This window comes from Acidovorax sp. A1169 (assembly GCF_030704685.1).
Taxonomy (GTDB): domain Bacteria; phylum Pseudomonadota; class Gammaproteobacteria; order Burkholderiales; family Burkholderiaceae_C; genus Acidovorax.
In genome coordinates this window covers 131,552-156,533 of record NZ_JAUZDX010000016.1, presented here as the reverse complement: position 1 = coordinate 156,533, position 24,982 = coordinate 131,552, and the positions used below count along the sequence as shown (strand labels likewise).

The window sequence follows — 24,982 nt, the reverse complement described above, 5'->3', positions numbered from 1 at the left end:
GGTGTTCACGCCCCAGGGCCGGTCAGGCCTGGAAACACAGATACCTGCGTTTCGCTATGCGCCATTGTAACGCAGGCCCCAAAAAGACAGCGCATCGCGCATATCCAGGGGCAGCGGTGCATGCAACTCCAGCGGCTGGCCCGTGACCGGATGGGTGAACGCCAGGCGAAAGGCGTGCAGCGCCTGGCGCTGCAATGCCCCCACAGGGGCGCCGCCATAGAGCACGTCAGCCACCAGCGGGTGGCCGATGGAGGCCATGTGCACGCGGATCTGGTGCGTGCGGCCGGTGTGCAGGGTGCACTCCACCCAGCAGCCTTGGTCGGCGCCTTCCAGCAGGCGAAAATCCGTGCGTGCCGGCTTGCCGGCATGGCTGGCGAGGTCGACCACGGCCATGCGCAGGCGGTTGCGCGGGTCGCGGCCGATGGGCTGCATCACCGTGCGGCGGGCATTGCCTGCCCAGGGCTTGTGCGCCAGCGCCAGGTACTGGCGGTGCACGGTGCGCGCGGCGATCATGGCCACCAGCGCGTCCATGGTGGCGCGCTCGCGCGCCACCACCATCAGGCCACTGGTGTCCTTGTCCAGCCGGTGCACGATGCCCGCGCGCGGCACCAGCAGCGCCTTGGGGTCGCGCGCCAGCAGGCCGTTGAGCAAGGTGCCGCTCCAGTTGCCGGGGGCCGGATGCACCACCAGGCCGGCAGGCTTGTTCACCACCAGCAGGTGCTCGTCCTCGTAGACCACTTCGATGTCCATCGCCTCGGGCCGAAAGGCCTGGCTCTGCTGCGTGGGGCGCATCTCCAGGGTCAGGCTGTCGCCCGCCTTGACCTTGAGCGATGCCTTGGTGGCCGGGCTGCCATTCAGGCGCACCAGCCCCTGGGCCAGCAGTTGCTGCAGGTAGCTGCGGGACAGCTCGGGCACCAGCTCGGCCAGCGCCCGGTCCAGGCGGGCAGCATGCTGCGCCGTGCCCACCTGCATCTGGCGCAACTCGGCATCGGCACCGCCCGCTTCCTCGCTCGCCCACTCCTCGCCGGTCCCCTCCTCGTCCGGCCCGGGCAGGCCGGGTTCGGTGTCGGGGTGCGCGGGCGCCACCACGGCGCTCAACGTGCCGACAGGTAACGTGCGGGGTCCACCGGCTTGCCCTGGCGGCGGATCTCGAAGTGCAGCTTCACGCGGTCGGCGTCGGTGCTGCCCATCTCGGCGATCTTCTGGCCCTTGCGCACGGACTGGTCTTCCTTGACCAGCAGCGTCTGGTTGTGCGCATAGGCCGTGAGGAAGGTGTTGTTGTGCTTGAGGATCACCAGGTTGCCGTAGCCCCGCAGGCCGGCACCCGAATACACCACGCGGCCATCTGCAGCGGCCAGCACCGGGTCCCCGGCCTTGCCGGAGATGTCGTAGCCCTTGTTGCGCGCCTCGTCAAAGCCTGCCAGCAGCGAGCCCGATGCGGGCCAGATGAAGTTCAGGTCGTCCTCGCCCGCGCTTGGTGCCGGTGCGGCAATCACGGCCGGCGCAGGCGTGACAGGCTTGGCGCCGCTGGCGGTGGATGCGGGTGGCAGCGCGGTTCCAGTCGGCGCCGATGGGGTGATGGTCGTGGAGGTCACCGGGCGGGTGACCACACCGGTATCGGCGGCAATCACGGGCGGCGGGGTCGTGCCGGGTGCGACGACGCGCAGCACCTGGCCCACCTCGATCAGATTGGCGTTCTCCAGGTTGTTCCAGCGCGCGATGTCCTTCCAGCCCTGCCCGTTCTCCAGGCCGATGCGGATCAGGGTGTCACCGGGCTTGACGGTGTAGTAGCCGGGCTTTCCGGCATTCTCTGCCCCCGGCAGGGGCTTCATGGGGGCGGCCACCACCCCGGGCTGCGGCGATCCGGTCGTGGTGGTCATGGCACCGGCATAGGTTCCCCGGTCCTCCACAGGGGCCTTGGTCATCCGTGTTCCACAGCCCACCAACAGCAACGCCACGGTAAACCCTGCAACAAGACCACGCGATACCAACATAAGCATTTTCCCTTCAGGCAATCCCCGATTTTAGAGGGACAAAGTGAACCGGCTCGAGCACGCTTTGTTTCAACCCGTGTGGGGTCTTGTCAATCACCAGCAACATCTGCTGTCCGCCGGCCACCGCCATGGGCGCCACCAGCCTTCCGCCCACCGCCAACTGGTCGCACCATTCCTGCGGTACGGCGTCGCCTCCGGCTGCGGCGATGATGGCCGCATAGGGGGCGCCCTTGGCGTAGCCGAGCATGCCGTCGCCCAGCATCAGGTGCACATTGGCCAGGCGAAACGGGCGCAGGTTGTCGCGCGCCTTGTCGTGCAGGCCGCGCAGGCGCTCGATGGTGTAGACCTCGCGCGCCAGCAGGCCCAGCACGGCCGCCTGGTAGCCACAGCCGGTGCCAATCTCCAGCACGCGGCCCAAACCGGCGGGTCGGGCACTCTCGGCCGAGAGCAGCAGCTCGCACATGCGCGCCACCACGCTGGGTTTGGAAATCGTCTGCCCCAGGCCGATCGGCAGGCTGGTGTCCTCGTAGGCCTGGTTGACCAGGCCACTGTCCACGAAGCGGTGGCGCTCCACCGTCGCCAGCGCCTGCAGCACGGCAGGCGAGGTGATGCCGCCGGCCGCGAGTTTTTGCACCATGCGGTTGCGCACCGCCGCCGAATCGAGGCCCACGCCCACCGCCGTAGCGGCCGGGGCCCGCTGGCCCAGCCCGGCCCCGGCGCCCTTGGGTACGCCAGCGCCCGCCCCTGCAGGGCGTGGTGCGGGTGCTCCGCTGCCCGGGAGCCTGGCGGGAAAGCCGGGACGCCGCTGCATCACATGCCCGCCGCGAGCTTCGAGGCGGTCTGCGCCCAGTAGCCCAGGTTGTCGTGGTCCGTGAGATCAACCTTCAGGGGGGTGATGGCCACATGCCCCTGCGCCGTGGCATGGAAATCAGTGCCCTCGGCATCGTCCTTGGCCGCGCCCGCGTTGCCGATCCAGTACATGGCCTCGCCGCGCGGGCTTTCCTGCACGATCACGCGCTCGGCCGCATGCCGGCGCCCCAGGCGGCACAGCTTGATGGGCTTGAGCGCCGCCAGCGGCATGTTGGGGATGTTCACGTTGAGCAGCCAGGGCACCTCGGTCACGAGGCTCTGCGCCAGCATCTGCTCCACGATCTCGCGCGCCTTGGCGGCGGCCGCCTCGATCTCGCCCCAGCCCTTGTCCACCTGCGAGAAGGCAATGGCCGGCACGCCGAAGAGATAACCCTCCATGGCGGCGCCCACGGTGCCCGAGTAGATCGTGTCGTCGCCCATGTTGGCGCCGTTGTTGATGCCCGAGACCACGAGGTCGGGCCGGTAGCCGAGCAAGCCCGTGAGGGCGATGTGCACGCAATCGGCCGGCGTGCCGTTCACATAGCGAAAGCCGTTGGCCGCCTTGGTCACGGTCAGCGGCGAATGCAGGGTCAGCGCGTTCGACTTGGCACTGTTGTTGTGCTCGGGCGCGACCACTTCCACCTCCACGCCCGCGAGCGTCTTGAGCGCGCCATGCAGCGCCACGATGCCAGGGGCCTGGAAGCCGTCGTCGTTGGAAATCAGGATCTTCATGGATAGTGGTCGGGGTTTGCCTTGGATTGTAGGACGCGACCGACGCAAGCGCGCTCTCCGTCGCTCGGGGGACATCGCGCGCCACGACGCCGCGCCTATCATCCGGCGCATCACCGACTGGAGACTTTCCCCATGCACGCTTGGCTTTGCACCAACCCCACCGGCGTCGAGGCCCTGGCCTGGACCGAACTGCCCACGCCCACGCCCAAGGCGGGTGAGGTGCTGATCGAGATCAAGGCCGCCAGCCTGAACTTCCCCGATCTGCTGATCGTGCAGAACAAGTACCAGATGAAGCCGCCGCTGCCCTTCGTGCCCGGCTCGGAGTACGCGGGGGTGGTGCAGGCCGTGGGCGAAGGCGTCACCCACCTGCAGGTCGGCCAGAACGTGGCCTGCCTATCGGGCACCGGGGGCTTTGGCACCCACACGATTGCACCCGCCGCGCTGTGCATGCCGCTGCCGCCGGGCTTCTCGCATGTGGATGCGGCTGCCTTCATCATGATCTACGCCACGTCCTACCATGCGCTGGTGGACCGGGCACAGCTCAAGGCCGGCGAGACGGTGCTGGTGCTGGGCGCCGCCGGCGGCGTGGGCACTTCGGCCATCCAGATCGCCAAGGCCATGGGCGCGCGCGTGATCGCCGCCGCCTCCAGCGACGAGAAATGCGCGCTGTGCACCTCCATCGGTGCCGACGCCACCATCAACTACAGCAAGGAGAACCTGCGCGAGGCCATCAAGGCGCTGACCGATGGCAAGGGCCCCGATGTGATCTACGACCCCGTGGGTGGCGATTTCGCCGAGCCGGCGTTCCGCTCCATCGCCTGGCGCGGGCGCTACCTGGTGGTGGGCTTTGCCTCGGGCCCGATCCCGGCGCTGCCGTTCAACCTGGCGCTGCTCAAGGGCGCCTCCATCGTCGGCGTGTTCTGGGGCGACTTCGCCAAGCGCGAGCCCAAGGCCAATGCCGCCATGATGGGCGAGCTGGCCCAGTGGTACGCCAAGGGCAGGATCAAGCCCGTGATCGACCGCACCATGCCCATGGCCGAGCTGCCCGCCGCCTACGCGCACATGGGCTCGCGCGGTGTGATGGGCAAGCTGGTCATGGTCAACTGACACCGAAAACAGACGCCATGGCGGCGTCTGTAACGGAAAGCATGGCGCTGTGTCAAACTCGCGGTTCAACGCAGCCCCTGTTACTGGTGCCCGCCCATGGCCGACCGTCAACCCTACGAAATCGCACGCGAAACGCTCAAGCAGTTGGCGGCCCGCCGACTGGCGCCCACACCGGACAACTACCTGTCCATCTACGATGAAATCGCAGGTGCGCGCAGTGCTGCGCCGTTTCCCGACGCACAGCTGGCCAGCATCCTGCGGCTGATTCCCGCCCAGACCCCGGCGCAAAAGCGCCTGCTCGGCCAATTCGAGAAAGCCGTCACCAACAAGGATTGGAGCGGCCTGCAGAGCGTGCTCGTCGGCTATGCCAACCTGGGCCTGAGCCCTGCCGCCGCCGCGCCGGTCGAGGTGGCAAGCCCCGCCCCCGTCAGCGTCCTGCCGCAGGATCTGGCCGAACTGCTGGCCCGCCTGATCGACAACCTCCTGCCGGCGCTGGGCGAGGACGATGCGCGCGTGCACGACATGGCCGGGCAGCTCACCACGTTCCTGCGCGAGCCCTCGCCGCTCATCCCCACGCTGATGCTGATGCTGGGCAACTTCACCTACCGGCTGTCGTTTGCCACCGAGGACCAGGCTGCCATCCGCGCAGGGCTGCTGGAACTGCTGCACATGGTGTTCGAGAACATCGCCGTGCTCAGCGCAGACGACCGATGGCTGCAAGGCCAGGCCGAGGCGCTGATGACGGCGTCCACCCCGCCGCTCACGCTGCGCCGGCTCGACGATGTGCAACTGCGCCTGAAGGACGTGATCTTCAAGCAGACCGAGGCCAAGGCGCGCACCATGGAAGCCCAGGAGCAGATGAAGGAGCTTCTGGCCACCTTCATCGAGCGCCTGGCCCTCATCACCGCGTCCAGCACCACCTACCAGGGCACCATGGAGCGCTGCGCCGACCTGATCGGCAAGGCCGCCAGCCTGCAGGAGATCGCGCCGGTGCTGGAGGAGGTGATGACCGCCACGCGCAGCATGGCCCTGGACACCAAGCTCACCCACACCGAGCTGCTGGACCTGCGCGAGCGCACCGAGGCCAAGCACGCCGAAGTCACCAAGCTGCAGCAGGAGCTCGACCGCGCCAGCGCCCAGGCGCGGCACGACCCGCTGACCGGCACCCTCAACCGCAAGGGCCTGGACGAGGCCATGGAGCGCGAGATCGCCCGTGCCCGCCGCATGGGCGCGCCGCTGTGCTTTGCGCTGCTGGACATCGACAACTTCAAGCTCATCAACGACCGCCTGGGCCACAGCGTGGGCGACGCCGCCCTGGTGCACCTGGCGAAGGTCACGCGCGAGGTGATGCGCCCGCAGGACCTGCTGGCCCGCTACGGCGGCGAGGAGTTCGTGCTGCTGCTGCCCGACACGGCGGTGGAGGCCGGCGTGGCCGCCATGACGCGCCTGCAGCGCGAGCTGACCACGCGCTTCTTCCTGCAGGGCAGCGAAAAGATCCTGATCACCTTCAGCGCAGGCGTGGCGCAATTGCATGACTCGGAAACCAGCTTCGACGCCATCAAGCGCGCCGACCAGAGCATGTACCTGGCCAAGCGCTCGGGCAAGAACCGCGTGATGGCGGCATGAGCCCCCGCCGGTGACGCCGCAGCAACGCCGCTCGTTCCTGCTGCTGGCCGCCCACGGTGCTGCCGCAGCCACCCTGCCCCGCTGGGCCTGGAGCCAGCCGCAGCGCCAGCAGCGCAACCCCTTCGCGCTGGGCGTGGCCAGCGGTGACCCCAGCGCCAACGGCGTGGTGCTCTGGACCCGCCTTGTCCCCACAGAGCCCGGCCAGGCCAGCACGCCCCTCACCGTGCACTGGGAACTGGCCGACGACGAGGGCTTCCAGCGCATCGTCCAGCGCGGCCAGGCCACGGCCCTGCCGGGTCTGGGCCACAGCGTGCATGTGGAGTTGGCCGGTCTGGCGCCGGGCCGCTGGTACCACTACCGCTTCATGCATGGCGACGCCGTGAGCGCCACCGGCCGCACGCGCACCGCACCGGCGGCCGATGCCCTGCCCGAACGCCTGCGCGTAGCTTTTGCCTCGTGCCAGCGCTGGGAGCATGGCCACTACGCTGCATGGCGCCATGTGCGCACCGATGCGCCCGACCTGGTGCTCTTTCTGGGCGACTACATCTACGAGTACGCCAGCCCGCGCGACAGCACGGGCCTGGCGCGCGTGCACGGCCTGCGCCTGGCCACCACCCTGGCCGACTACCGCGATCGATACGCGCTGCACAGGAGCGACCCGGCCCTGCAGGCCGCCCATGCCGCCTGCCCCTGGCTGGTGACCTGGGACGACCACGAGGTGCAGAACGACTACGCCGGCACCACGGGCAAGGGCGACCCCATGGCCTTCCTGACCCAGCGCAGCGCCGCCTGGCAGGCGTTTTACGAGAACATGCCCCTGCGCGCCGCCAGCCTGGTGCAGCGCGACACCACCGCCCCGCAGCTGTACCGGCGCCTGGCCTGGGGGCGGCTGGCACAGCTGCATATGCTCGATGCGCGCCAGTACCGCAGCGTGCAGGCCTGCCGCACCGCCAGTGCCAGCGGTGCCGGCGCGGTGCGCCCCAGGGACTGCGCCGAACTGGCCGAGCCCACCCGCAGCTTCCTGGGCACCGCCCAGGAGCAGTGGCTGGATGCGGGCCTGGCGGCCGACGCAAAGGACGGCCGCACCCGCTGGAGCGTGGTCGCGCAGCAGACCCTGTTCTCGCCGCGCCACTACCCCTCGGGCGTGGTCTCCACCGACAGCTGGGACGGCTACCCCGCCGCGCGCGCCCGCCTGCTGCAGTCCGTTGCGCAGCATGCCCCACGCAACACCGTGCTGCTGGGCGGTGACATCCACCAGAACTATGTCTGCCGCGTGCTGGCCGACGCGGCCCGGCCCGATGCGCCGGTGATCGCCAGCGAGTTCTGCGGCACCTCCATCAGCTCGCGCTCGGGCACCACGCAAGAGAAGGTGGACGCCGTGGTGCGCAACAGCCCGCACGTGCTGCTGGCCCGCTGCGAGCAACGCGGCTATGGGCTGGCCGACATCACACCCGCTCGCTGGACCACCACCCTGCGCGTGTTGGACGACCCGCTGCGCGAGGACAGCGGGGGCCGCACGCTGGCGCGCTTTGTCGTTGAAGACAAGCGCGCAGGGCCTGTCGCCGCCTGATCCATAGCCACCGAACCGATAGCGACCCAGCCCCTGCCGGCGGACCTCCTGCGTGGATACGGGTTCAATCCTTGCGTCTGCCAGCAACACCCTGCGCTTGTAGCAGCCTGGAAAAAGGGAGCGCTGCGACCCTGCCTGCGATTTACCATGGTTCTTATCCCAGCCCCCTTGGAGGCAAGCCATGCGCAAGACACCCACCTCAAGAAGGCCCCGGTGGCGGAGGCCTACTTCTACAAGCCCGATGGGCACGCACGCGACGTGGGCTTCAACCTGCGCAACCCCGAGCTGGGTGCCGTGCCGTGCTGCGCCGCATCGCGGCCGAGGGCAGCAAAGCCCTTCATGAGGGCGAGATCGCCCAGGCCATCGTGGACAAGGGGCAAAAGCACCCCACCAACCCCGGCAGGCTGAGCATGGCCGACCTGGCCGGCTACCAGCCCAAGAAGCGCGAGCCCCTGTGCCACGACTACCAGGTGGCGAGCAAAAGCTACCGCATGTGCGGCTTTCTGCCACCCAGCTCGGGCGCCATCGCCATCGCGCAGATCCTGGGCATCCTCAAGAACACCGATGCCGCCGCCATGACGCTCGAAGATGGCCTGCCCACGGCCGACTGGCTGCACTTGTACACCGACGCCGCGCGCCTGGCGTTTGCCGACCGGGCCCTGTACGTGGCCGACCCTGACTTCGTGCAGCCGCCCGCCGGCAGTTGGGCCAGCCTGATCGCGCCGGCCTACCTGGCCGAGCGCGCCAAGCTCATCGGCACGCAAAGCCTCAAGCTCGCCCAGCCCGGCAAGCCTGGTGCCGTGGCCACCAGCTACGCGCCCATGCCTGACCAGCCCGAGTACGGCACCAGCCACATCAGCATCGTCGACGCCTTCGGCAATGCGGTGGCGATGACGACGACCATCGAAGACCAGTTCGGCGCACGGCAGATGGTCAAGGGCTTTTTGCTCAATAACGAGCTCACCGATTTCAGCTTTGCACCGGCCGACGCACAGGGCCAGCCGATCGCCAACCGCGTACAGCCGGGCAAGCGGCCGCGCTCGTCGATGTCGCCCACCCTGGTGTTCGACAAGGCCACGGGCGAGTTGCTGATGAGCGGCGGCAGCCCGGGTGGGGCGGCCATCATCCACTACACGGCCAAGACGCTGTACGGCGTGTTCAACTGGGGATTGATGCCGCAGCAGGCAATCTACCTGCCCAACTTCGGCTCGATGAACGGGCCTTCGTTGCTGGAGGAAAAGCGGTTCCCGTCGCTTACCGTGGAGACCTTGAGGGCGCGCGGGGCGGAGGTGCGGGAGATGAACATGACCAGTGGCTTGCAGGCCATCACGCGGGGGCATGCGCATTGGAAGATGCTGTGGTTTGGGGGGGGGGGGGCGGATCCGCGGCGTGAAGGGGTTGTGATGGGGGACTGAGCTGGCTCTTCATGCATCGTCGGTCCAGTCCGTTGGAGTCGTGCGGTTTGCCTGGTTGAAGAGCGGAGGCCGGGATGTGCGCCCGGCGGCGCACCCACCTTCTTTTGCGTCGCCAAAAGAAGGTGGGCCAAGAAAAGGCGACCCCCAGTCTGCGTCCCCCATTCGCCCTGTCGGGCGAACGGGGGCAACCTGCGATGCTCGGGCCTGGGGTGGTGCCGATGAACTCGCTGCGTTCTTCGAACTCCGCTCAGACAGCATCGGCAAGCTAGAGCACGAAGTGCGTGTGTCCTTCGGCACACGCACCCACCCCAGGCCCTGCGCTTCTCGGCGCAGCCAGCAGGGGTGGGGAGCGGGGAAAAAGACGGCTGCTGCTTCGCAGCCGCGCCGGGTGTCGGTTACGCGCTGTGCGCTGCCGACGGGCGGCGCAGCCGCCCTGGCGAGCCGAGCGCAGCGAAGGACCACAGGCCGAGCGAAGCAATGGCCCGTATGGAGCCCGCTCCCACCCCCTTCTGACCGTGCCGAGAAGCGCAGGGCCTGGGGTGAGCGCGTGCCGAAGGACACGCGCATCGTTGTCTGACTCACCGCGGTTGTCCGAGCGGAGTTCACCCGCAGGGGGAACGCAGCGAGTTCCGCGGTGCACCCCAGGCCCGAGCATCGCAGGCTGCTCCCTCGCCACCGGCGAGGGGGACACGGGCAGCGGGGTCGCCTTTCTTTGGGGTACTTTTCTTTGGCGAAGCAAAGAACAAGTACCTCGGCCGCCGGGCCGAGACCCGGCCTCCGCCCTCAACCCAAGCACACCGTCAAAACAGCACACATTACTGCTCTGCAATCACATCCACAAAAACCAGGGGCTCGGTGCCCGTGTTCGCAAGTCCGTGCGATTCGTTCTTGCGCACGATGGTCACGTCCCCAGCCTTCACGGCCACATCCTTGCCATCCTTGTCCTTGAAGGTGCCACGGCCCGAAATGATGATGTAGGTGTCCTCATTCGTCGTGTGCTTGTGGTAGCCGATGGAGTCGCCAGGCTTGAGGGTGAGCCAGCTGATTTCCTTGATCGCCTGGTCCTTCAGGGCCTTGTCGCGCGTGAAGGCGTATTCACCCATCAAGGTGCCCTTGCCGCCACCGGCAGCCTCCTTGTTGACCTTGATGAGTTCTTCCTTGGTGAACACGTCGGCCAGGGCCGGTGTGGCAGCGAGGGACAGGGCCATGGCTGCGCACGCAGCCCATGCAGAAATTGCTTTTGTCATATGTCTCCAGTGTTGTTGTCGCGGCAGCGCATGGCGCACTGCAGGTGGAGATATTAGGGCCGACTGCCCAGCCTGCGTATAGGTTGTCAGGAATCTGAAGGCCCGTCATCCCAGCAGCCTGGGCAGCGCCGATGCCAGCATCGCCACGCCCGAGAGCGTGAGCATGCCCAGCACGATCTGGCGAAAGCGCGCCTCGCTGATGCCGTGGTACAGCCGCGCGCCCAGCAGCACCGGCACCAGCATGGCCGGCAGCGCCACGGCCAGGTAGGGCAGCATGGGCGCTGTGACCATACCCGTGGTCAGGTAGGCCAGCATGGTCACGAGCAGCATGGCCAGGTTGAAGTTCTGGATCACGGCGCGCTGCGCGTCCTTGTCCCAGCCGCGCAGCGTGCACCACAGCGTGGGCAGCACGCCGGTGAAGCCGCCGATGCCGCCCATCACCCCGCCCGCCATGCCCACCACCGCATCGGCCAGCCGCCCGCCGCGCGTCAGGCGCGGCAACTGTTTGGCCATCAGCATGGCCGGGCACCACAGCACCAGCAGCGTGCCCAGCACGAGCTTGAAGGCGTCCATGTCCAGCCGCAGCAGCAGCGCCACACCGATGGGGATGCCCGCCAGCCCACCGAGCACGAAGGGCATCAGCCGCAGTTTGTCGAAGCCCCGGCGCACCGAGAACGCCGCGAGCACCTGGCCCGTGAGCGAGCCGGCTACCACCAGCACGGCAGCCAGGCGCGGCTCCAGCGTCCAGGCCCAGAGCGACATCGCCGTCAGGCCAAAGCCAAAGCCCGAGAGCCCTTGCACAAAGCCTGCGGCGACTGCGCCCAGCGCCACCACAGTGAATACCGAATCCATTGCCTCTCCCTTGTTGTACGGTGCCTGCCCGTCCAGCACCTGCATCGAATTGTGGTCGGTTCATATAAGCAAACCATCAGCAATTACTATCTACCCATGCGATTTTCCGCATACCCTTTTCAACCCGCCATGCATCCCCACGACACCAATGCCGCCCAGGCCCTGCAGGCCCGCCTGGCCTCGCGCCTGAAGATGCGGCACCTGGTGCTGCTGCAGCAGATCGAAACGCACGGCACGCTCACCCGCGTGGCGCACCACATGGCCACCAGCCAGCCGGCCATCACGCATGCATTGGCTGAAATCGAGTCGATCTTCGGTGCTCCGCTGTTCGAGCGCTCCGCACGCGGCATGGTGCCCACCGCGCTCGGCACCCTGGCGCTGGCCCACGCGCGCACCATGCTGCAGGACCTCACCCACTGGGCGCTGGACATCGAAGCCACCAGCGCCGGCCGCGCCGCCCACCTGCAGATCGGCGTGATCCCCTTCGTGCCCGGCCGCCTGCTGGCCGCCGCCATCGGCCAGACGCGGCCGCGCGGGCTGCGTGCCACCGTGGGCATCCATGAAGGCACCAGCGACCACCTGCTGCAGCGCCTGCGCGCGCACGAACTCGACTGCGTGATCGGCCGCGCCTCCGCAGTGCTCGACATGGATGGACTGGTGCACGAGGTGCTCTACCACCAGGAGCCCCGCCTGATTGCCCACCGTCGCCTGTCGGCGCGGCTGGCGCGGCGCCCGCTGTCATGGCCCGAGCTGGCCGAACTCGACTGGGTGCTGGGCGCACGCCAGACCCCCATGCGAGAGCAGATCACCGACTTCTTCCTGCGTGCCGGCGTAGCCCCGCCGCAGGCCTATGTGGAGAGCCTGTCATCCAAGGTCATCGGCGAGTTGATCGCGGCCAGCGAACGCGCCGTCTCCATCGTGCCGGCAGACATCGCACAGGAGCTGGTGCGCATTGCCGGCGTGGCCATCGTGCCGCACCGCTTCGGCTGGACGCTGCCGCCCATCACGCTGTTCCAGCGCTTCGAGGGCGCGCAGTATGCGGAGGTGGCGTTGCTGGCACAGGCATTGCGCGATGCGGCGGCCGGGTTTGCAGCAGAGCAGGCCTGACCTGGGGCAGGCGCCGGCGCGGGAGACCGTTGGTTCGAGTCCGATCACGCCGTGAAAAAACAAGCCCTCTTGCGAGGGCTTGTGTTCAGCGCGTCAGAACGCCGCCGTGAGCGGGTTCGGGCCGATACGCCCTTCGGCCTGATCCAGTTGGGCGATGGCCGCCATGTCCTGTGCATCCAGCGCAAAGTCGAAGACATCCGCGTTCTCGGCAATGCGGCCGGGGTTGACCGACTTCGGGATCACGACGTTGCCCACCTCGATGTGCCAGCGCACGACGACCTGTGCCGGCGTCTTTCCATGTTTGGCGGCGATGGCCTGGATGCCCGCATCCTCCAGCAACTGCCCCTGGCCCAGCGGGCTCCAGGCCTGCGTGGCGATGCCATTTGCAGCGTGGTATTCACGCAGCCGGCGCTGCTGAAAGCGCGGGTGCAGCTCGATCTGGTTGAGCACGGGCTTGGCACCGGTCTCCAGCACGAGCCGGTCCATGTGCTCAGGCTCGAAGTTGGAGACGCCGATGGAACGCACCCGCCCTTCGGATTGCAGGCGGACGAAGGCGCGCCAGGTGTCCACGTACAGATCGCGCGAAGGGTTCGGCCAGTGGATCAGGTACAGGTCGAGCACATCAAGGCCCAGCAACTGCATGCTGGCGTCGAAGGCGCGCAGCGTGGTGTCGAGGCCCTGCTCGGCGTTCCACAGCTTGGTGGTGATGAACACCTCGTCGCGTGGCACGCCGCTGGCACGAAGGCCCTCGCCCACGCCCGCCTCGTTGCCGTAGATGGCGGCCGTGTCGATGTGCCGATAGCCCGATGCCAGGGCCGCCTTCACGGCCTGTGCTGTGGCATCGGCCGGGGTGCGCCATACGCCCAGGCCGAGCTGGGGGATGGAGCGGCCGTCGTTGAGTAGCAGGGAAGGATGCGGCTGGGTCATGGCTGGGTTCCTGGCGTCTGGCAGTTGGAAGGTTCGATCCGCTGCATGCGGCTTTACAAGGCATCTTCGCACGCATGCCAATTTGCTGCACACCCGCGTCCAATGGCGCCAGTCGAAGAGACTGCAGCCACCCGCGCGGCCACTTGCCATTGACCCGGTTGGCTGCCAAATGAAATATTTCCATGGCGCCCACCAAAGTGCATCCATATGCAACCGCCCCAAAACAGGGAGCACCATAGGTCAAGCCGTGCGCGGGTGAACGTGGCCTACAAACGCGCTCTTGGCAGATACGTCTGCACACGTTTTGCAATTAATTAACGCAAATTAACTGAGGCGGCTACGCAACTGCGGTAGACGGCGCGATGGACTGCATGCCTATGATTTGGCCACAACAAACGCACACGGATGCAGGGTGGGAAAAACATGCAATACACGATGATCAAACGCGCGCACCGCAGTGCGCGCTTGGGAGCCCTGGGCGCATTGGCGCTGGGCCTGGCCGCCTGCGGTGGCGGCAGCCCGGACAGCGGCGGCAGCGGGCAGGAGGCTTCTCAGTCTTCGTCCAACGTGGTCTATGTCCAGCACAAGTCCGCGTACGAAGTAACGGCTGCAGCGCCCAGCCAGCCGGGCGTGGCGATCAAGCCTGTGACCGCAACCTCGTCGGCGGTGGAAAATCCCGGTATGTCGGCCAGCGCGGCCATCGACGGCAACCCGAACAGCCGCTGGGGCAGCACCTTCGTGGACGACGCCTGGATCCAGTTCGACTTTGGCGCCAAGGTCGACGTGGGCTACATGAAGCTCGTCTGGGAGCGCTCCTACGGCAAGGAATACGCGTTGCAGGTCTCGCAGGATGGGAGCACCTGGACGCAGATCCGCTATGTCACCAATGGCAAGGGCGGCACCGAGGAGTTCCTGAATCTGGGCATGAGCGCGCGCTACATCCGCCTGCAGGGCGTGGCACGGGCCGGAGGCTACGGCTACTCGCTGTTCGAGGTGGAGTTCAAGACGCCGGGCACCGACAACACCCAGGGCGTGGGCGCGACCTCTGCCTGGCGCTACCCGGCCAACGGCCAGGGGTTGGCACCCTTGCCCGCCGCGCCCGAGGCCGCCGAGCTGACCCAGTTCCGCCTGGCCGACGGCACGCTGGTGACGCGCTTCGGCGCACGCGCCCTGGGCCGCCATGGCCGCGAGCGTGGTGAAGAATGGAACGAGATCGGCTTTGGCCCCAACGACACGGTGGACCCGGTCACAGGCGCCCCGGTGGACAAGGGCCCCGGCGCGCACCTGACCTTCGTGACGCAGTATTTCCAGAACCGCACCTGGGGCATGGAGATCCTCGACAACAGCCGCGTGGCCGGCGTCACCAAGCCCACGCTGGTGGTCAACCGCTACACCACGGTGGACTTTCTGCCGGGCGACACGGCGTTCTTCCGCGCCTTCGACCGCCCCGGCGTCACCGGCTACGGCTGGATGAACCCGGGCGAGCTGGTGGACCGCAACGTCAAGGTCTGCGCACCCACGCCCTACCCGGCCAATGGCCGCCTGGCCAGCCCCGATGGCATCAACGGCCCCTGCACCCTGCGCATCAAGGACTACCCGGGCCACGGCGGCTTGGGCGCCGATGGCCTGCCCAACGGCACCAACGTGCCCTCGCGCGCGCTGGTGGCCGGCGATGCCATCGAGGTCTCTCCCGCGATGTTCAGCACGCGCGAATCCATGTCCTCCAAGGGCGACAACGGCGGCATTCGCTACTACTCGGCCGAGTGGCTGTACGTGGTGGGCACCGGCCTCGTGCCCTGGTATGGCGTGCAGCCGCGGCTGAACTCGGCACCGCTGCCGGCGATCACGCTCTCGGGCGGCACGGGCTCGGTCTCGTACAACTACTCGGACAACGGCGCCTCGATGTTCCAGCAGCCGTTCAACAACGTGGGCATGCAGAACATGCAGCGCTTCGTCGAGGGGCGCCGGTTGATCCACACCAACTTCGACACCGGTGCCCACAGCGAACCGGGCAACGACCCCTACACGCCCGCCGCCAAGCTGCAGGGCACGCACTTCAACCAGTCGGCCTGCGTGGCCTGCCACGTCAACAACGGCCGCAGCCCCGCGCCGATGCAGGTCAACCAGCGCCTGGACAGCATGTCGCTGCAGACCGCCAGCCTGGGCGATGCCGGCCAGCAGCAACCCCACCCGCGCTACGGCAGCGTGCTGCAGATGAACGCCCGCGCCGCCACCGGCGAAGCGCAGGACTGGGGCAACAGCGTGCGCGTGGCCAAATTCGAGACGCGCAATGTGCGACTGGCCGATGGCAGCGTGGTGGAGCTGCGCAAGCCCGTGCTCGGCTTTGACGGCCCGGTGCCGGCCGTGCATTCGCTGCGTGCCGCGCCGCCCATGATCGGCATGGGCCTGCTCGAAGCCGTGCCCGAGGCCGACATTCTCGCCCGCGCACGCACCGTGCCGGATGCCGATGGCGTGAAGGGCGTGCCCAACTATGTGTACGACCCCGAGACCGGCGTGGTGCGCCTGGGCCGCTTCGGCTGGAAGGCGTCCAAGGCCACGCTGCGCCAGCAGGCCTCCACGGCGCTGCTGCAGGACATGTCGGTCACCTCCACCGTCTACCCCTCGCGTGATTGCAACTACGGCCCCACCGCCTGTGCGGCAGGCGTGCGCAAGCCCGGCATCACCGAAGCCGACCTGGCGTCGATCTCCAACTACCTGGCCCTGGTGGCCGTGCCCGCCCAGCGCAGCCAGGCCAGCGGCTTCCCCAAGGGCGTGGCACCGCTGGACGAGCACCGCGTGAACCCGCAGCAGGTCACCCTGGGTGCCAAGCTGTTCGACAGCCTGCGCTGCGTGGCCTGCCACACGGCCGAGATGAAGACGGGCTCGGGCCACCTGTTCGCCGAGCTGCGCGACCAGACCATCCGCCCCTACACCGATCTGCTGCTGCACGACATGGGTGCCGAGTTGGTCGACAACTTCGCCCAGGGCCAGGCCACGGGCGCGCTGTGGCGCACCGCGCCGCTGTGGGGCATCGGCTATACAGAGAAGGTGATGGGCGCAGGTCAGGCCGCCAAGGTGGGCTACCTGCACGACGGCCGGGCCCGCTCGCTGACCGAGGCAGTGCTCTGGCATGGCGGCGAGGCCGATGCGGCACGCCGCCGCTTCGAGGCGCTGCCCACGGCGGACCGCGAAGCGCTGCTGGCGTTCCTGCGGTCGCTGTGATCCAGCCCTGAAGGCCGCCGCGGGCACATCGCCTGCGGCGGCCTTTTTTTTGTTCTAGTACAAAGTCGTGCGTTGGCGCTCCGGCAGCGCCTGGTCATAGGCCGCGCCATCGAAGCTCTGGCTGATGGCCGAGAGGATGGCGCCGGGTGTGGGCACGGGCCGGGGCACACCGGGCTCGGTGGCCTCCCACAAGCGCGAGCGCAGGATGGCGCGCGCACACTGGAAGTACACGGCCTCCACCGCGATGCGCACCACGCACTTGGGCGCCTGGCCACTGACCACGAAGCGCTCCATCAGATCGGGTGCCGTGGTGATGCTGGCGCGGCCATTGACCCGCAGCGTCTCGCCCACGCCGGGGATCAGGAACAGCAGCGCCACGCGCGGGTCGGCCACGATGTTGCGCAGGCTGTCCACGCGGTTGTTGCCGCGCCGCTCGGGCAGCAGCAGGGTGCGCTCGTCCAGCACCTGCACAAAGCCCGGCGCATCGCCGCGCGGCGAGGCATCGAGCCCGCCCTGGCCGGAGGTGGCCAACACCGCGAAGGGAGATGCCTCGATCATCGCGCGGTACGAGGGGTGCACGAAGGGCACCTCCTTGGACAGCGAGGCCTCGCCGGGCGTGCCGAACAAGGCTTCGAGCTGGGCAATGCTCTCGATGGAATGGGCGGTATCGACAACGGTGGCGGTCATGTCAGGTTCCAGGGGTTGATGGCGAAGATTGCGGGTGTCATGGCCGCCATGGTGCAGCGCGGCAGCGCCAGCGGCAAACGAGTTTACGGCCGCCCATGCGTGAGAAAATCACACACATGACACCCCGCCTGCCCCCGCTCAATGCCGTGCGCGCCTTTGCCGCTGCAGCACGCCACCAGAGCTTCACGCTGGCGGCGGCCGAGCTGTTCGTGACGCATGGTGCCATCAGCCGGCAGGTCAAGGCGCTCGAAGAATTCCTGGGCGTGGCGCTGTTCGAGCGGCGCGTGCGGCAGGTGTCGCTCACGCCCGAGGGGCAGCACTTCTTTGCCGAGGTGGCGCCGGCGCTGGAACAGATCGGCGCGGCCGCCCGGGCGCTGATGGACGAGGCACCCGCGCGCACGGTCACCATCAACGTGCGGCCCTCGTTCGCGGTGCGCTGGGTCATCCCCCGGCTGCCGGCCTTCGTGGCGCAGTTTCCTGGCATCTCCCCCCAGGTGGTCACCAGCACCGTCTCGCCCGACCAGGCCAGCGAGCATTTCGATGTGGCGATCCGCCGCGGCCGCAACGCGGGCTGGCCGGCGTCCATCGCCGTGCAGCCCTTCCTTCTGGACGAGGCACTGATCGTGGGCACGCCGGCGCTGCTTGCCAACGCACCCGTTGACGGCCCCCGCGACCTGGCCGCCCACGCCCTGCTGTGGTCGCGCTCGCGCCCCGACGACTGGGACCACTGGAAGCGCCAGGTGGGTGCACCGCGCCTGCGGCCCGCGAGCCAGCTGCAATTCGACCACCTGCACTTCGTGTTGCAGGCCGCGCTCGATGGCCTGGGCTTTGCGCTGGCCCCGGCTTCGCTGGTGGCGCACGACCTGGCCGCCGGCCGCCTGGTGTGCCCCCTGCCCGCCCTGCGCCTGCCGCTCACGCGCCACTACTATGGCCTGGCGCCCGACGCGACACCAGAGGCGCTGTGCTTTGCGCAGTGGCTGCAGAGCCAACTGGAAAGCAGCACAGGCCTGGGTTGAGGCTCAGACGTCGATGGCCTCGGCCGACCCCGCCTGCTTGCGCAGCTCGAACTTCTGGATCTTGCCGGTGCTGGTCTTGGGCAGCTCGCCAAACACCACCGCGCGCGGCACCTTGAAGCCCGCCAGGTGCTGCTTGCAGTGGGCCACGATGTCTTCGGGCGTGAGCGTGGCGCCGGCCTTAAGTTCGACGAAGGCGCAGGGTGTCTCGCCCCACTTGGGGTCGGGCCGGGCCACCACGGCGGCGGCCAGCACGGCGGGGTGGCGGTAGAGCACGTCCTCCACCTCGATGGAGGAGATGTTCTCGCCGCCCGAGATGATGATGTCCTTGCTGCGGTCCTTGATCTTGATGTAGCCGTCGGGGTACTGCACCGCCAGGTCGCCGCTGTGGAACCAGCAGCCGGCAAACGCCTCGTCGGTGGCCTTGGGGTTCTTGAGGTAGCCCTTCATCACGATATTGCCCTTGAACATGATCTCGCCCATGGTCTCGCCGTCCTGCGGCACGGGCTGCAGGGTTGCGGGGTCGAGCACGCGCACGTCGCGCTCCAGGTGGTAGCGCACGCCCTGGCGGGCGTTCAGGCGGGCGCGCTCGCCGATGTCCAGGTCATCCCAGGCCCCGTGCTTGGCGCACACGGTGGCGGGGCCGTACACCTCGGTCAGGCCGTAGACGTGGGTCAGGTCAAAGCCCATCTTCTCCATACCCTCGATCATCGACGCGGGCGGCGCGGCGCCTGCGACCATGGCCTGGATGCCAGCGGGCACGCCGGCCTTCATCGCATCAGGCGCATTCACCAGCATGCCGTGCACGATGGGCGCGCCGCAGTAGTGCGTGACGCCGTGCTGGCGCATGGCGTCGAAGATGGCCTGCGCCTCCACCCGGCGCAGGCAGACGTTCACGCCCGCGCGCGCCGCCACCGTCCAGGGGAAGCACCAGCCGTTGCAATGGAACATGGGCAAGGTCCAGAGGTAGACCGCGTGCTTGGGCATGTCCCACTCCAGCACGTTGCTGATGGCATTGGTGGCCGCGCCCCGGTGGTGGTAGACCACGCCCTTGGGGTTGCCGGTGGTGCCACTGGTGTAGTTCAGGGCAATGGCATCCCACTCGTCAGCGGGCAGTTCCCAGGCGTGCTGCGCATCGCCTGCCGCCACGAAAGCGTCGTAGTCGGTGCCGCCCAGGGATTGGGCAGCCGGGCCGTACACGGCGTCCTGCACTTCCAGCACCAGCAGTGGCGCAGTTGACTTGCGCCATGCCAGGGCCTTGGCGAGGGTGCCGGTGAACTCCGGGTCGACAATGATGGCGCGGGCCTCGCCGTGGTCGAGCATGAAGGCGATGGTCTCGGGGTCCAGGCGGGTGTTGATGGCGTTGAGCACGGCGCCCGCCATGGGCACGCCGAAATGCGCTTCCACCATGGGAGGGGTGTTGGGCAGCAGCGCCGCCACGGTGTCGTTCTTGGCTATGCCGGCGCGGTTCAGGCTGCTGGCCAGTTGGCGGCAGCGCGCATAGGTCTGGCCCCAGGTCTGGCGCAATTCACCATGGACGATGGCCAGGCGGTCCGGATAGACCTCGGCTGTGCGCTCCAGGAACCCCAGGGGCGACAAGGGCGCGAAGTTGGCCGGGTTGCGGTCCAGGTGCTGGTCGAACATGTGGGGCATGGCAGGGATTTCCTTCGCGGGGACGATGAACCGCCCTATTACAACGCAGGGTTCTGGCGGGGATCTGCGGGCGAACCCGGGGCCCGGCCGGCGATAGAGGAAAATGCACCGGTGTCCATCCCCCAGTCATTCATCCAGGAACTGCTAGCCCGCACCGACGTGGTCGAGATTGTGGGCCGCTACGTCCAGTTGAAGAAGGGCGGGGCCAATTTCATGGGCCTGTGCCCCTTCCATGGGGAAAAGTCGCCGTCCTTCAGTGTCAGCCCCTCCAAGCAGTTCTACCACTGCTTTGGCTGCGGCAAGAACGGCAATGCCATCGGCTTCCTCATGGACCATGCGGGCATGGGCTTCGTCGAGGCGGTGCAGGACCTGGCCCAGCAGGTGGGCCTGCAGGTGCCCGACGACGACATCTCCCAGCAGGAAAAGGAGCGCGCCGCCGCCGCCCGCCAGAAGCAGGCCACCCTGACCGACGTGCTGGAAAAAGCCGGCGACGCCTACCGCCGCCAATTGCGCGAATCGCAGCGCGCCATCGCCTACTTCAAGGGCCGGGGCGTGTCGGGCGCGGTGGCCAAGCGCTACGGCCTGGGCTATGCGCCCGAGGGCTGGCGCAGCCTGGCCAGCGTGTTCCCGCACTACGACGACCCGCTGCTGGAGGAAAGCGGCCTGGTCATCGTGGGCGAGGACGGGCAGGACAAGCGCTATGACCGCTTTCGCGACCGGGTGATGTTCCCCATCCGCAACGTCAAGGGCGAGTGCATCGGCTTTGGCGGGCGCGTGCTGGGCGATGACAAGCCCAAATACCTCAATTCGCCCGAAACCCCGGTGTTCCACAAGGGGCGCGAGCTCTACGGCCTGTTCGAGGCGCGCACCGCCATCCGCGAGCACGGCTACGCCCTGGTGACCGAGGGCTACATGGACGTGGTGGCCCTGGCGCAACTGGGCTTTCCGAACGCCGTGGCCACGCTGGGCACGGCCTGCACGCCCGATCATGTGCAAAAGCTGCTGCGTTTTACCGAATCGGTGGTGTTCAGCTTCGACGGCGACAACGCCGGCCGGCGCGCCGCGCGCAAGGCGCTGGACGGCGCCCTGCCCCACGCCACGGACACGCGCAGCATCAAGTTTTTGTTCCTGCCGGCCGAACACGACCCGGACAGCTTCATCCGCGCCAATGGCACCGATGCGTTTGCCAAGCATGTGAGCGAGGCCGTGCCGCTGAGCCGCTTCCTGGTCGAGTCGGCCAGCGATGGCTGCGACCTGACCACGGCCGAGGGCCGCGCCCACATGGCCAGCAACGCCCGCCCGCTGTGGACGGCGCTGCCCGACGGCGTGCTCAAGCGCCAGTTGCTGGGCGAACTGGCCGAACTGACGCAGTTGAACGCCCGCGACCTGTCCGAGCTGTGGAACCCTGGCGGCGCCCGCGCTCCCGCCCCGGCGCCGGCACCCCAGCAGCGCCCAGCACGCACGCGGGAAGCCGCCAACCCCTATGCCGATGAGCCGCCCTGGGGCGGCGCCCCGCCCGACCTGGACGGGTGGCACCCCCCGCATGAGCCCGATTACGTGGGCGGCGGGTACCAGGGCCCGAGCGATGGCGGCCATGGCGGCTACAGCGGTGGCGGAAATGGCGGAACCGGCAATGGCAAGCCCCCCTTTCGCAAGGGCGGCGGCAGCGACTGGGTCAACACGGGTGGCAAGTGGAAGAAAAAAGACAAGGACTCCCCCTGGCCGCCCCAGCCACGGCTGCCACGCACCCCCGCCATGGGCCGGGCAGACCACGCCGCGCGCCTGCTGCTGTCGCACATGGGCTTCCTGGAAGAACTCACACACGACGACCACGCCGCCCTGTGCGCACAGCCAGCCCCCCACGGGCCGCTGTTCACCTGGCTGGAAGGCCGGTTCCACGAGCACGGCCCCCAGGCCTGGGAGGTGCTGCGCGAGGACCTGCGCGAGCACGAATGCGAAGACCTGGCCATGAAGGTGATGACCGGCGCCCACGCCCAGACCAAGGGCGAGTCGCAGGAACTCCGGCTGGAACTGCGCGATCTTTTGAACCGGATGCTCATCGAGGACATCAAGGAACAGCAGAAAGTGCTGATCCTTCAGGCGGCCCAGGACGCATCGGCCCTGGAGCGCTACCGTGTGCTGGAGCAAAAACGCCTGGTTTTGTTGAACGCAACCGTCAAGGTGGCTTGAAATTGCGTCAAATGGTATAATGTAGGGTTAGGCAAGAGCGACAGCAGCACCTCCGAGCCGGGCCACCGTGACAAACGCGCACAACCGCCCACCCATCGCAAGGACTGCACACCAAATGTTCGCCCAGACATCTTGCCCCTGAGGGATACCCCTCAAGCTGCAAAAGCATCGCTTTTGCAGTGCCACCCGCGCCGGGATCTGTGGCGCTTGCGTTTTCTTTGTGTCCGTTTTTGATTCTGAGGTTGTTCATGCCCGCTCAAAAGTCCGCGAAGCCATCCAAGTCAGCCCCAGTGACCGCCGCGCAGGCCGTCTCAAAAACCGCGGCCAAGGTGCCGGCCAAGGCAACTGCCTCCAAAACAGTTGCCGCGCCCGCCCCGGTCGCCAAGAAAGTGAAAACTGTGCCCTTGAACAAGTCTGCCGAGAAGACGGAAGCCCCCGAAGAACTCAAGAAAGCCCGTGCCAAGGCTGCCGTCGACGCAGACGGTGAAGAGGCCCCCAAGAAGCGCCCTGGCCGCCCCGCCAAGGTCGCAGGCGCCGCCACGGACGAAGCCAAGGTGCCGGCCAAACGCGGCCGCAAGCCCAAGGCCGCCGCCGGTGGTGCAGCGGAAAGCAGCGACGATGCCGACCTGTCGGACATCGAAGCCGACCTGGAAGGTGAAGTCGAGGTCGAGGCAGAAGCCACGCCCACGGCCGAGAAGGTCAAGCCGCTGCGCATGAAGATCAGCAAGGCCAAGGAACGCGCCCTGATGAAGGAATTCGGCCTGGACGAGACCGTCCTGACCGAAGAAGACCTGGCCAAGCGCCGCTCGCGCCTGAAAACCCTGATCAAGCTGGGCAAGACGCGCGGCTACCTCACGCACGTCGAAATCTCCGACCACTTGCCCGACAAGCTGGTCGATGCCGAAACGCTCGAAGCCGTCATCACCACGCTGAACGACCTGGGCGTGGCCGTGTACGAGCAGACGCCCGACGCCGAGGCGCTGATCATCACCGACAACGCCCCCGCAGGCGCCAGTGAAGAAGAAGCCGAAGAAGCCGCTGAAGCCGCCCTGTCCACCGTGGACAGCGAATTCGGCCGCACCACCGACCCCGTGCGCATGTACATGCGCGAAATGGGCACGGTGGAGCTGCTCACCCGCGAAGGCGAAATCGAGATCGCCAAGCGCATCGAAGGCGGCCTGATGGCCATGATGGAGGCGATCAGCGCATCGCCCGCCACCATCGCCGAGATCCTCAACATGGGTGAGGACATCCGTGAAGGCAAGGTCGTCATCTCCACCATCGTGGATGGCTTCTCCAACCCCAACGAGGCCGATGACTATGTGGCCGAAGAAGACTTCGACGAGTTCGACGAAGCCGACGACGACGACGGCAAGGGTGGCTCCAAGGCGCTGACCAAGAAGCTCGAAGAGCTCAAGAAGCAGGCGCTGGAGCGCTTCGACAAGCTGCGCGACCTGTTCGAGAAGGTCCACAAGATCTACGACAAGGAAGGCTACGGCACGCCGGCCTACGTGAAGGCGCAGCACGCCCTGTCGGAAGAGCTGATGACCATCCGCTTCACCGCCAAGACCATCGAGAAGCTGTGCGACATGGTGCGCGGCCAGGTGGACGACGTGCGCAAGAAGGAGCGCGAGCTGCGCCGCATCATCGTGGACAAGTGCGGCATGCCGCAAGAGACCTTCATCAAGGACTTCCCGGCCAACCTGCTGAACCTGAAGTGGGTTGAAAAGCAGGCCGCCGCCGGCAAGCCCTGGAGCACGGTGATGGCGCGCAACATCCCGCCCATTCAGGAACTTCAGCAAAAGCTGACGGACCTGCAATCGCGCGTGGTGGTGCCGCTGACCGAGCTCAAGGACATCAACAAGCGCATGAACGAGGGCGAAGCCACCTCGCGCGATGCCAAGAAGGAAATGATCGAGGCCAACCTGCGCCTCGTGATCTCCATCGCCAAGAAGTACACGAACCGCGGCCTGCAGTTCCTGGACCTGATCCAGGAGGGCAACATCGGCCTGATGAAGGCCGTGGACAAGTTCGAATACCGCCGCGGCTACAAGTTCTCGACCTACGCCACGTGGTGGATCCGCCAGGCCATCACGCGCTCGATCGCCGACCAGGCGCGCACCATCCGTATCCCGGTGCACATGATCGAGACGATCAACAAGATGAACCGCATCAGCCGCCAGCATCTGCAGGAGTTCGGCTTCGAGCCCGATGCGTCCATCCTGGCGGCGAAGATGGAGATCCCGGAAGAGAAGATCCGCAAGATCATGAAGATCGCCAAGGAGCCGATCTCGATGGAAACCCCCATCGGCGACGACGACGACAGCCACCTGGGCGATTTCATCGAGGACGGTGCCAACACCGCCCCCATCGATGCCGCCATGCAGGCCGGCCTGCGCGACGTGGTCAAGGACATCCTGGACGGCCTCACGCCGCGCGAAGCCAAGGTGCTGCGCATGCGCTTCGGCATCGAGATGTCCACCGACCACACGCTGGAAGAAGTGGGCAAGCAGTTCGACGTGACGCGCGAGCGCATCCGCCAGATAGAAGCCAAGGCGCTGCGCAAGCTGAAGCACCCCAGCCGCTCGGACAAGCTGCGCAGCTTCATCGATTCGCTGTAATCGGCCTGCCAGTGAAAGCCCCTGTCGGGGGTTTTCCGGTCCTGACGCCCTGCCCCGCATCTGCGGCGCAGGGCGTTTTTCATGGTGGCGTGGCGGCCACAGATGTCATCCGCTTGCGCGTATACCCTGATACTCTGGACAGCTGAATGACAGTTTCAGCGCACACCATT

At 67.5% G+C, this 24,982-nt stretch carries 17 protein-coding genes and 1 pseudogene; 9 read left to right on the top strand and 9 right to left on the bottom strand.

From position 1 onward, the window contains the following. Positions 1-54: 54 nt before the first annotated feature. The 4 genes from QYL93_RS23110 to surE are packed head-to-tail and all read right to left on the bottom strand — an operon-like array spanning position 55 to position 3,575. Positions 55-1,098 (bottom strand): RluA family pseudouridine synthase, encoded by a 1,044-nt coding sequence (locus tag QYL93_RS23110; RefSeq protein ID WP_370877025.1) that lies wholly within the window; start codon positions 1,096-1,098, stop codon positions 55-57. After that, positions 1,095-1,994 carry a peptidoglycan DD-metalloendopeptidase family protein gene (locus QYL93_RS23105; protein WP_305745853.1) on the bottom strand — a complete coding sequence of 300 codons (900 nt, stop codon included), beginning with the start codon at positions 1,992-1,994 and terminating at the stop codon, positions 1,095-1,097. The genes QYL93_RS23110 and QYL93_RS23105 overlap by 4 nt, the downstream gene beginning before the upstream one ends. Positions 1,995-2,007: 13 nt before the next feature. Continuing rightward, positions 2,008-2,805, bottom strand: coding sequence for a protein-L-isoaspartate(D-aspartate) O-methyltransferase (locus QYL93_RS23100; RefSeq protein WP_305745852.1), 798 nt, complete (start codon positions 2,803-2,805; stop codon positions 2,008-2,010). Beyond that, on the bottom strand, positions 2,805-3,575 hold the full coding sequence (gene surE / locus QYL93_RS23095) for a 5'/3'-nucleotidase SurE (RefSeq protein ID WP_057205328.1): 771 nt from the start codon (positions 3,573-3,575) through the stop codon (positions 2,805-2,807). Before surE ends, QYL93_RS23100 begins: the two co-directional genes overlap by 1 nt. Before the next feature lie 132 nt (positions 3,576-3,707). Between surE and QYL93_RS23090 the strand changes: the two genes are divergently transcribed. The 4 genes and pseudogenes from QYL93_RS23090 to QYL93_RS23075 all read left to right on the top strand — a co-directional run. Then, positions 3,708-4,682, top strand: a complete 975-nt coding sequence (locus QYL93_RS23090; protein ID WP_057268959.1) for an NADPH:quinone oxidoreductase family protein — start codon at positions 3,708-3,710, stop codon at positions 4,680-4,682. A 96-nt stretch (positions 4,683-4,778) separates the two neighbouring features. Further along, entirely contained in the window at positions 4,779-6,308 is a 1,530-nt protein-coding gene (locus tag QYL93_RS23085) for a GGDEF domain-containing protein (RefSeq protein ID WP_305745851.1), read from the top strand. A 10-nt stretch (positions 6,309-6,318) separates the two neighbouring features. Next, positions 6,319-7,878: an alkaline phosphatase gene (locus tag QYL93_RS23080; protein WP_305745850.1), complete on the top strand. Its 1,560-nt coding sequence runs from the start codon at positions 6,319-6,321 to the stop codon at positions 7,876-7,878. Positions 7,879-8,067: 189 nt separating this feature from the next. After that, positions 8,068-9,293 (top strand): annotated as a pseudogene (locus QYL93_RS23075) (gamma-glutamyltransferase family protein); the annotation flags it as partial. An 815-nt stretch (positions 9,294-10,108) separates the two neighbouring features. Here QYL93_RS23075 and QYL93_RS23070 read toward each other — a convergent pair. Continuing rightward, complete coding sequence (locus QYL93_RS23070) at positions 10,109-10,540, bottom strand: cupin domain-containing protein (protein ID WP_305745849.1); 432 nt, start codon at positions 10,538-10,540, stop codon at positions 10,109-10,111. A 105-nt stretch (positions 10,541-10,645) separates the two neighbouring features. Further along, positions 10,646-11,392, bottom strand: coding sequence for a sulfite exporter TauE/SafE family protein (locus QYL93_RS23065; protein WP_305745848.1), 747 nt, complete (start codon positions 11,390-11,392; stop codon positions 10,646-10,648). Positions 11,393-11,521: 129 nt separating this feature from the next. On the opposite strand from QYL93_RS23065, the gene QYL93_RS23060 reads away from it, so the two are divergent. After that, positions 11,522-12,499 (top strand): LysR substrate-binding domain-containing protein, encoded by a 978-nt coding sequence (locus QYL93_RS23060; RefSeq protein ID WP_305745847.1) that lies wholly within the window; start codon positions 11,522-11,524, stop codon positions 12,497-12,499. A 93-nt stretch (positions 12,500-12,592) separates the two neighbouring features. Here QYL93_RS23060 and QYL93_RS23055 read toward each other — a convergent pair whose 3' ends face one another. Next, complete coding sequence (locus QYL93_RS23055) at positions 12,593-13,426, bottom strand: aldo/keto reductase (protein WP_305745846.1); 834 nt, start codon at positions 13,424-13,426, stop codon at positions 12,593-12,595. Between the two features lie 423 nt (positions 13,427-13,849). Here QYL93_RS23055 and QYL93_RS23050 point away from each other — a divergent pair, with 423 nt between their 5' ends. After that, positions 13,850-16,648: a di-heme oxidoredictase family protein gene (locus QYL93_RS23050; protein ID WP_305745845.1), complete on the top strand. Its 2,799-nt coding sequence runs from the start codon at positions 13,850-13,852 to the stop codon at positions 16,646-16,648. Positions 16,649-16,702: 54 nt separating this feature from the next. Here QYL93_RS23050 and QYL93_RS23045 read toward each other — a convergent pair whose 3' ends face one another. Then, positions 16,703-17,335 (bottom strand): pyridoxamine 5'-phosphate oxidase family protein, encoded by a 633-nt coding sequence (locus QYL93_RS23045; protein WP_305745844.1) that lies wholly within the window; start codon positions 17,333-17,335, stop codon positions 16,703-16,705. Between the two features lie 116 nt (positions 17,336-17,451). On the opposite strand from QYL93_RS23045, the gene gcvA reads away from it, so the two are divergent. Beyond that, a complete protein-coding gene (gene gcvA, locus QYL93_RS23040) occupies positions 17,452-18,351 on the top strand; it encodes a transcriptional regulator GcvA (RefSeq protein ID WP_305745843.1) in 900 nt (299 codons plus the stop codon). A gap of 3 nt (positions 18,352-18,354) precedes the next feature. On the opposite strand, the gene QYL93_RS23035 is transcribed toward gcvA, so the two are convergent. Next, the gene (locus QYL93_RS23035; RefSeq protein ID WP_305745842.1) at positions 18,355-20,001 is read right to left on the bottom strand and encodes an acyl-CoA synthetase; all 1,647 of its coding nucleotides are present in this window, start codon (positions 19,999-20,001) and stop codon (positions 18,355-18,357) included. A gap of 111 nt (positions 20,002-20,112) precedes the next feature. Between QYL93_RS23035 and dnaG the strand changes: the two genes are divergently transcribed. Beyond that, a complete protein-coding gene (gene dnaG / locus QYL93_RS23030) occupies positions 20,113-22,191 on the top strand; it encodes a DNA primase (RefSeq protein WP_305745841.1) in 2,079 nt (692 codons plus the stop codon). 248 nt (positions 22,192-22,439) lie between these two features. Next, complete coding sequence (rpoD, locus tag QYL93_RS23025) at positions 22,440-24,812, top strand: RNA polymerase sigma factor RpoD (RefSeq protein WP_305745840.1); 2,373 nt, start codon at positions 22,440-22,442, stop codon at positions 24,810-24,812. Positions 24,813-24,982 lie beyond the last annotated feature (170 nt).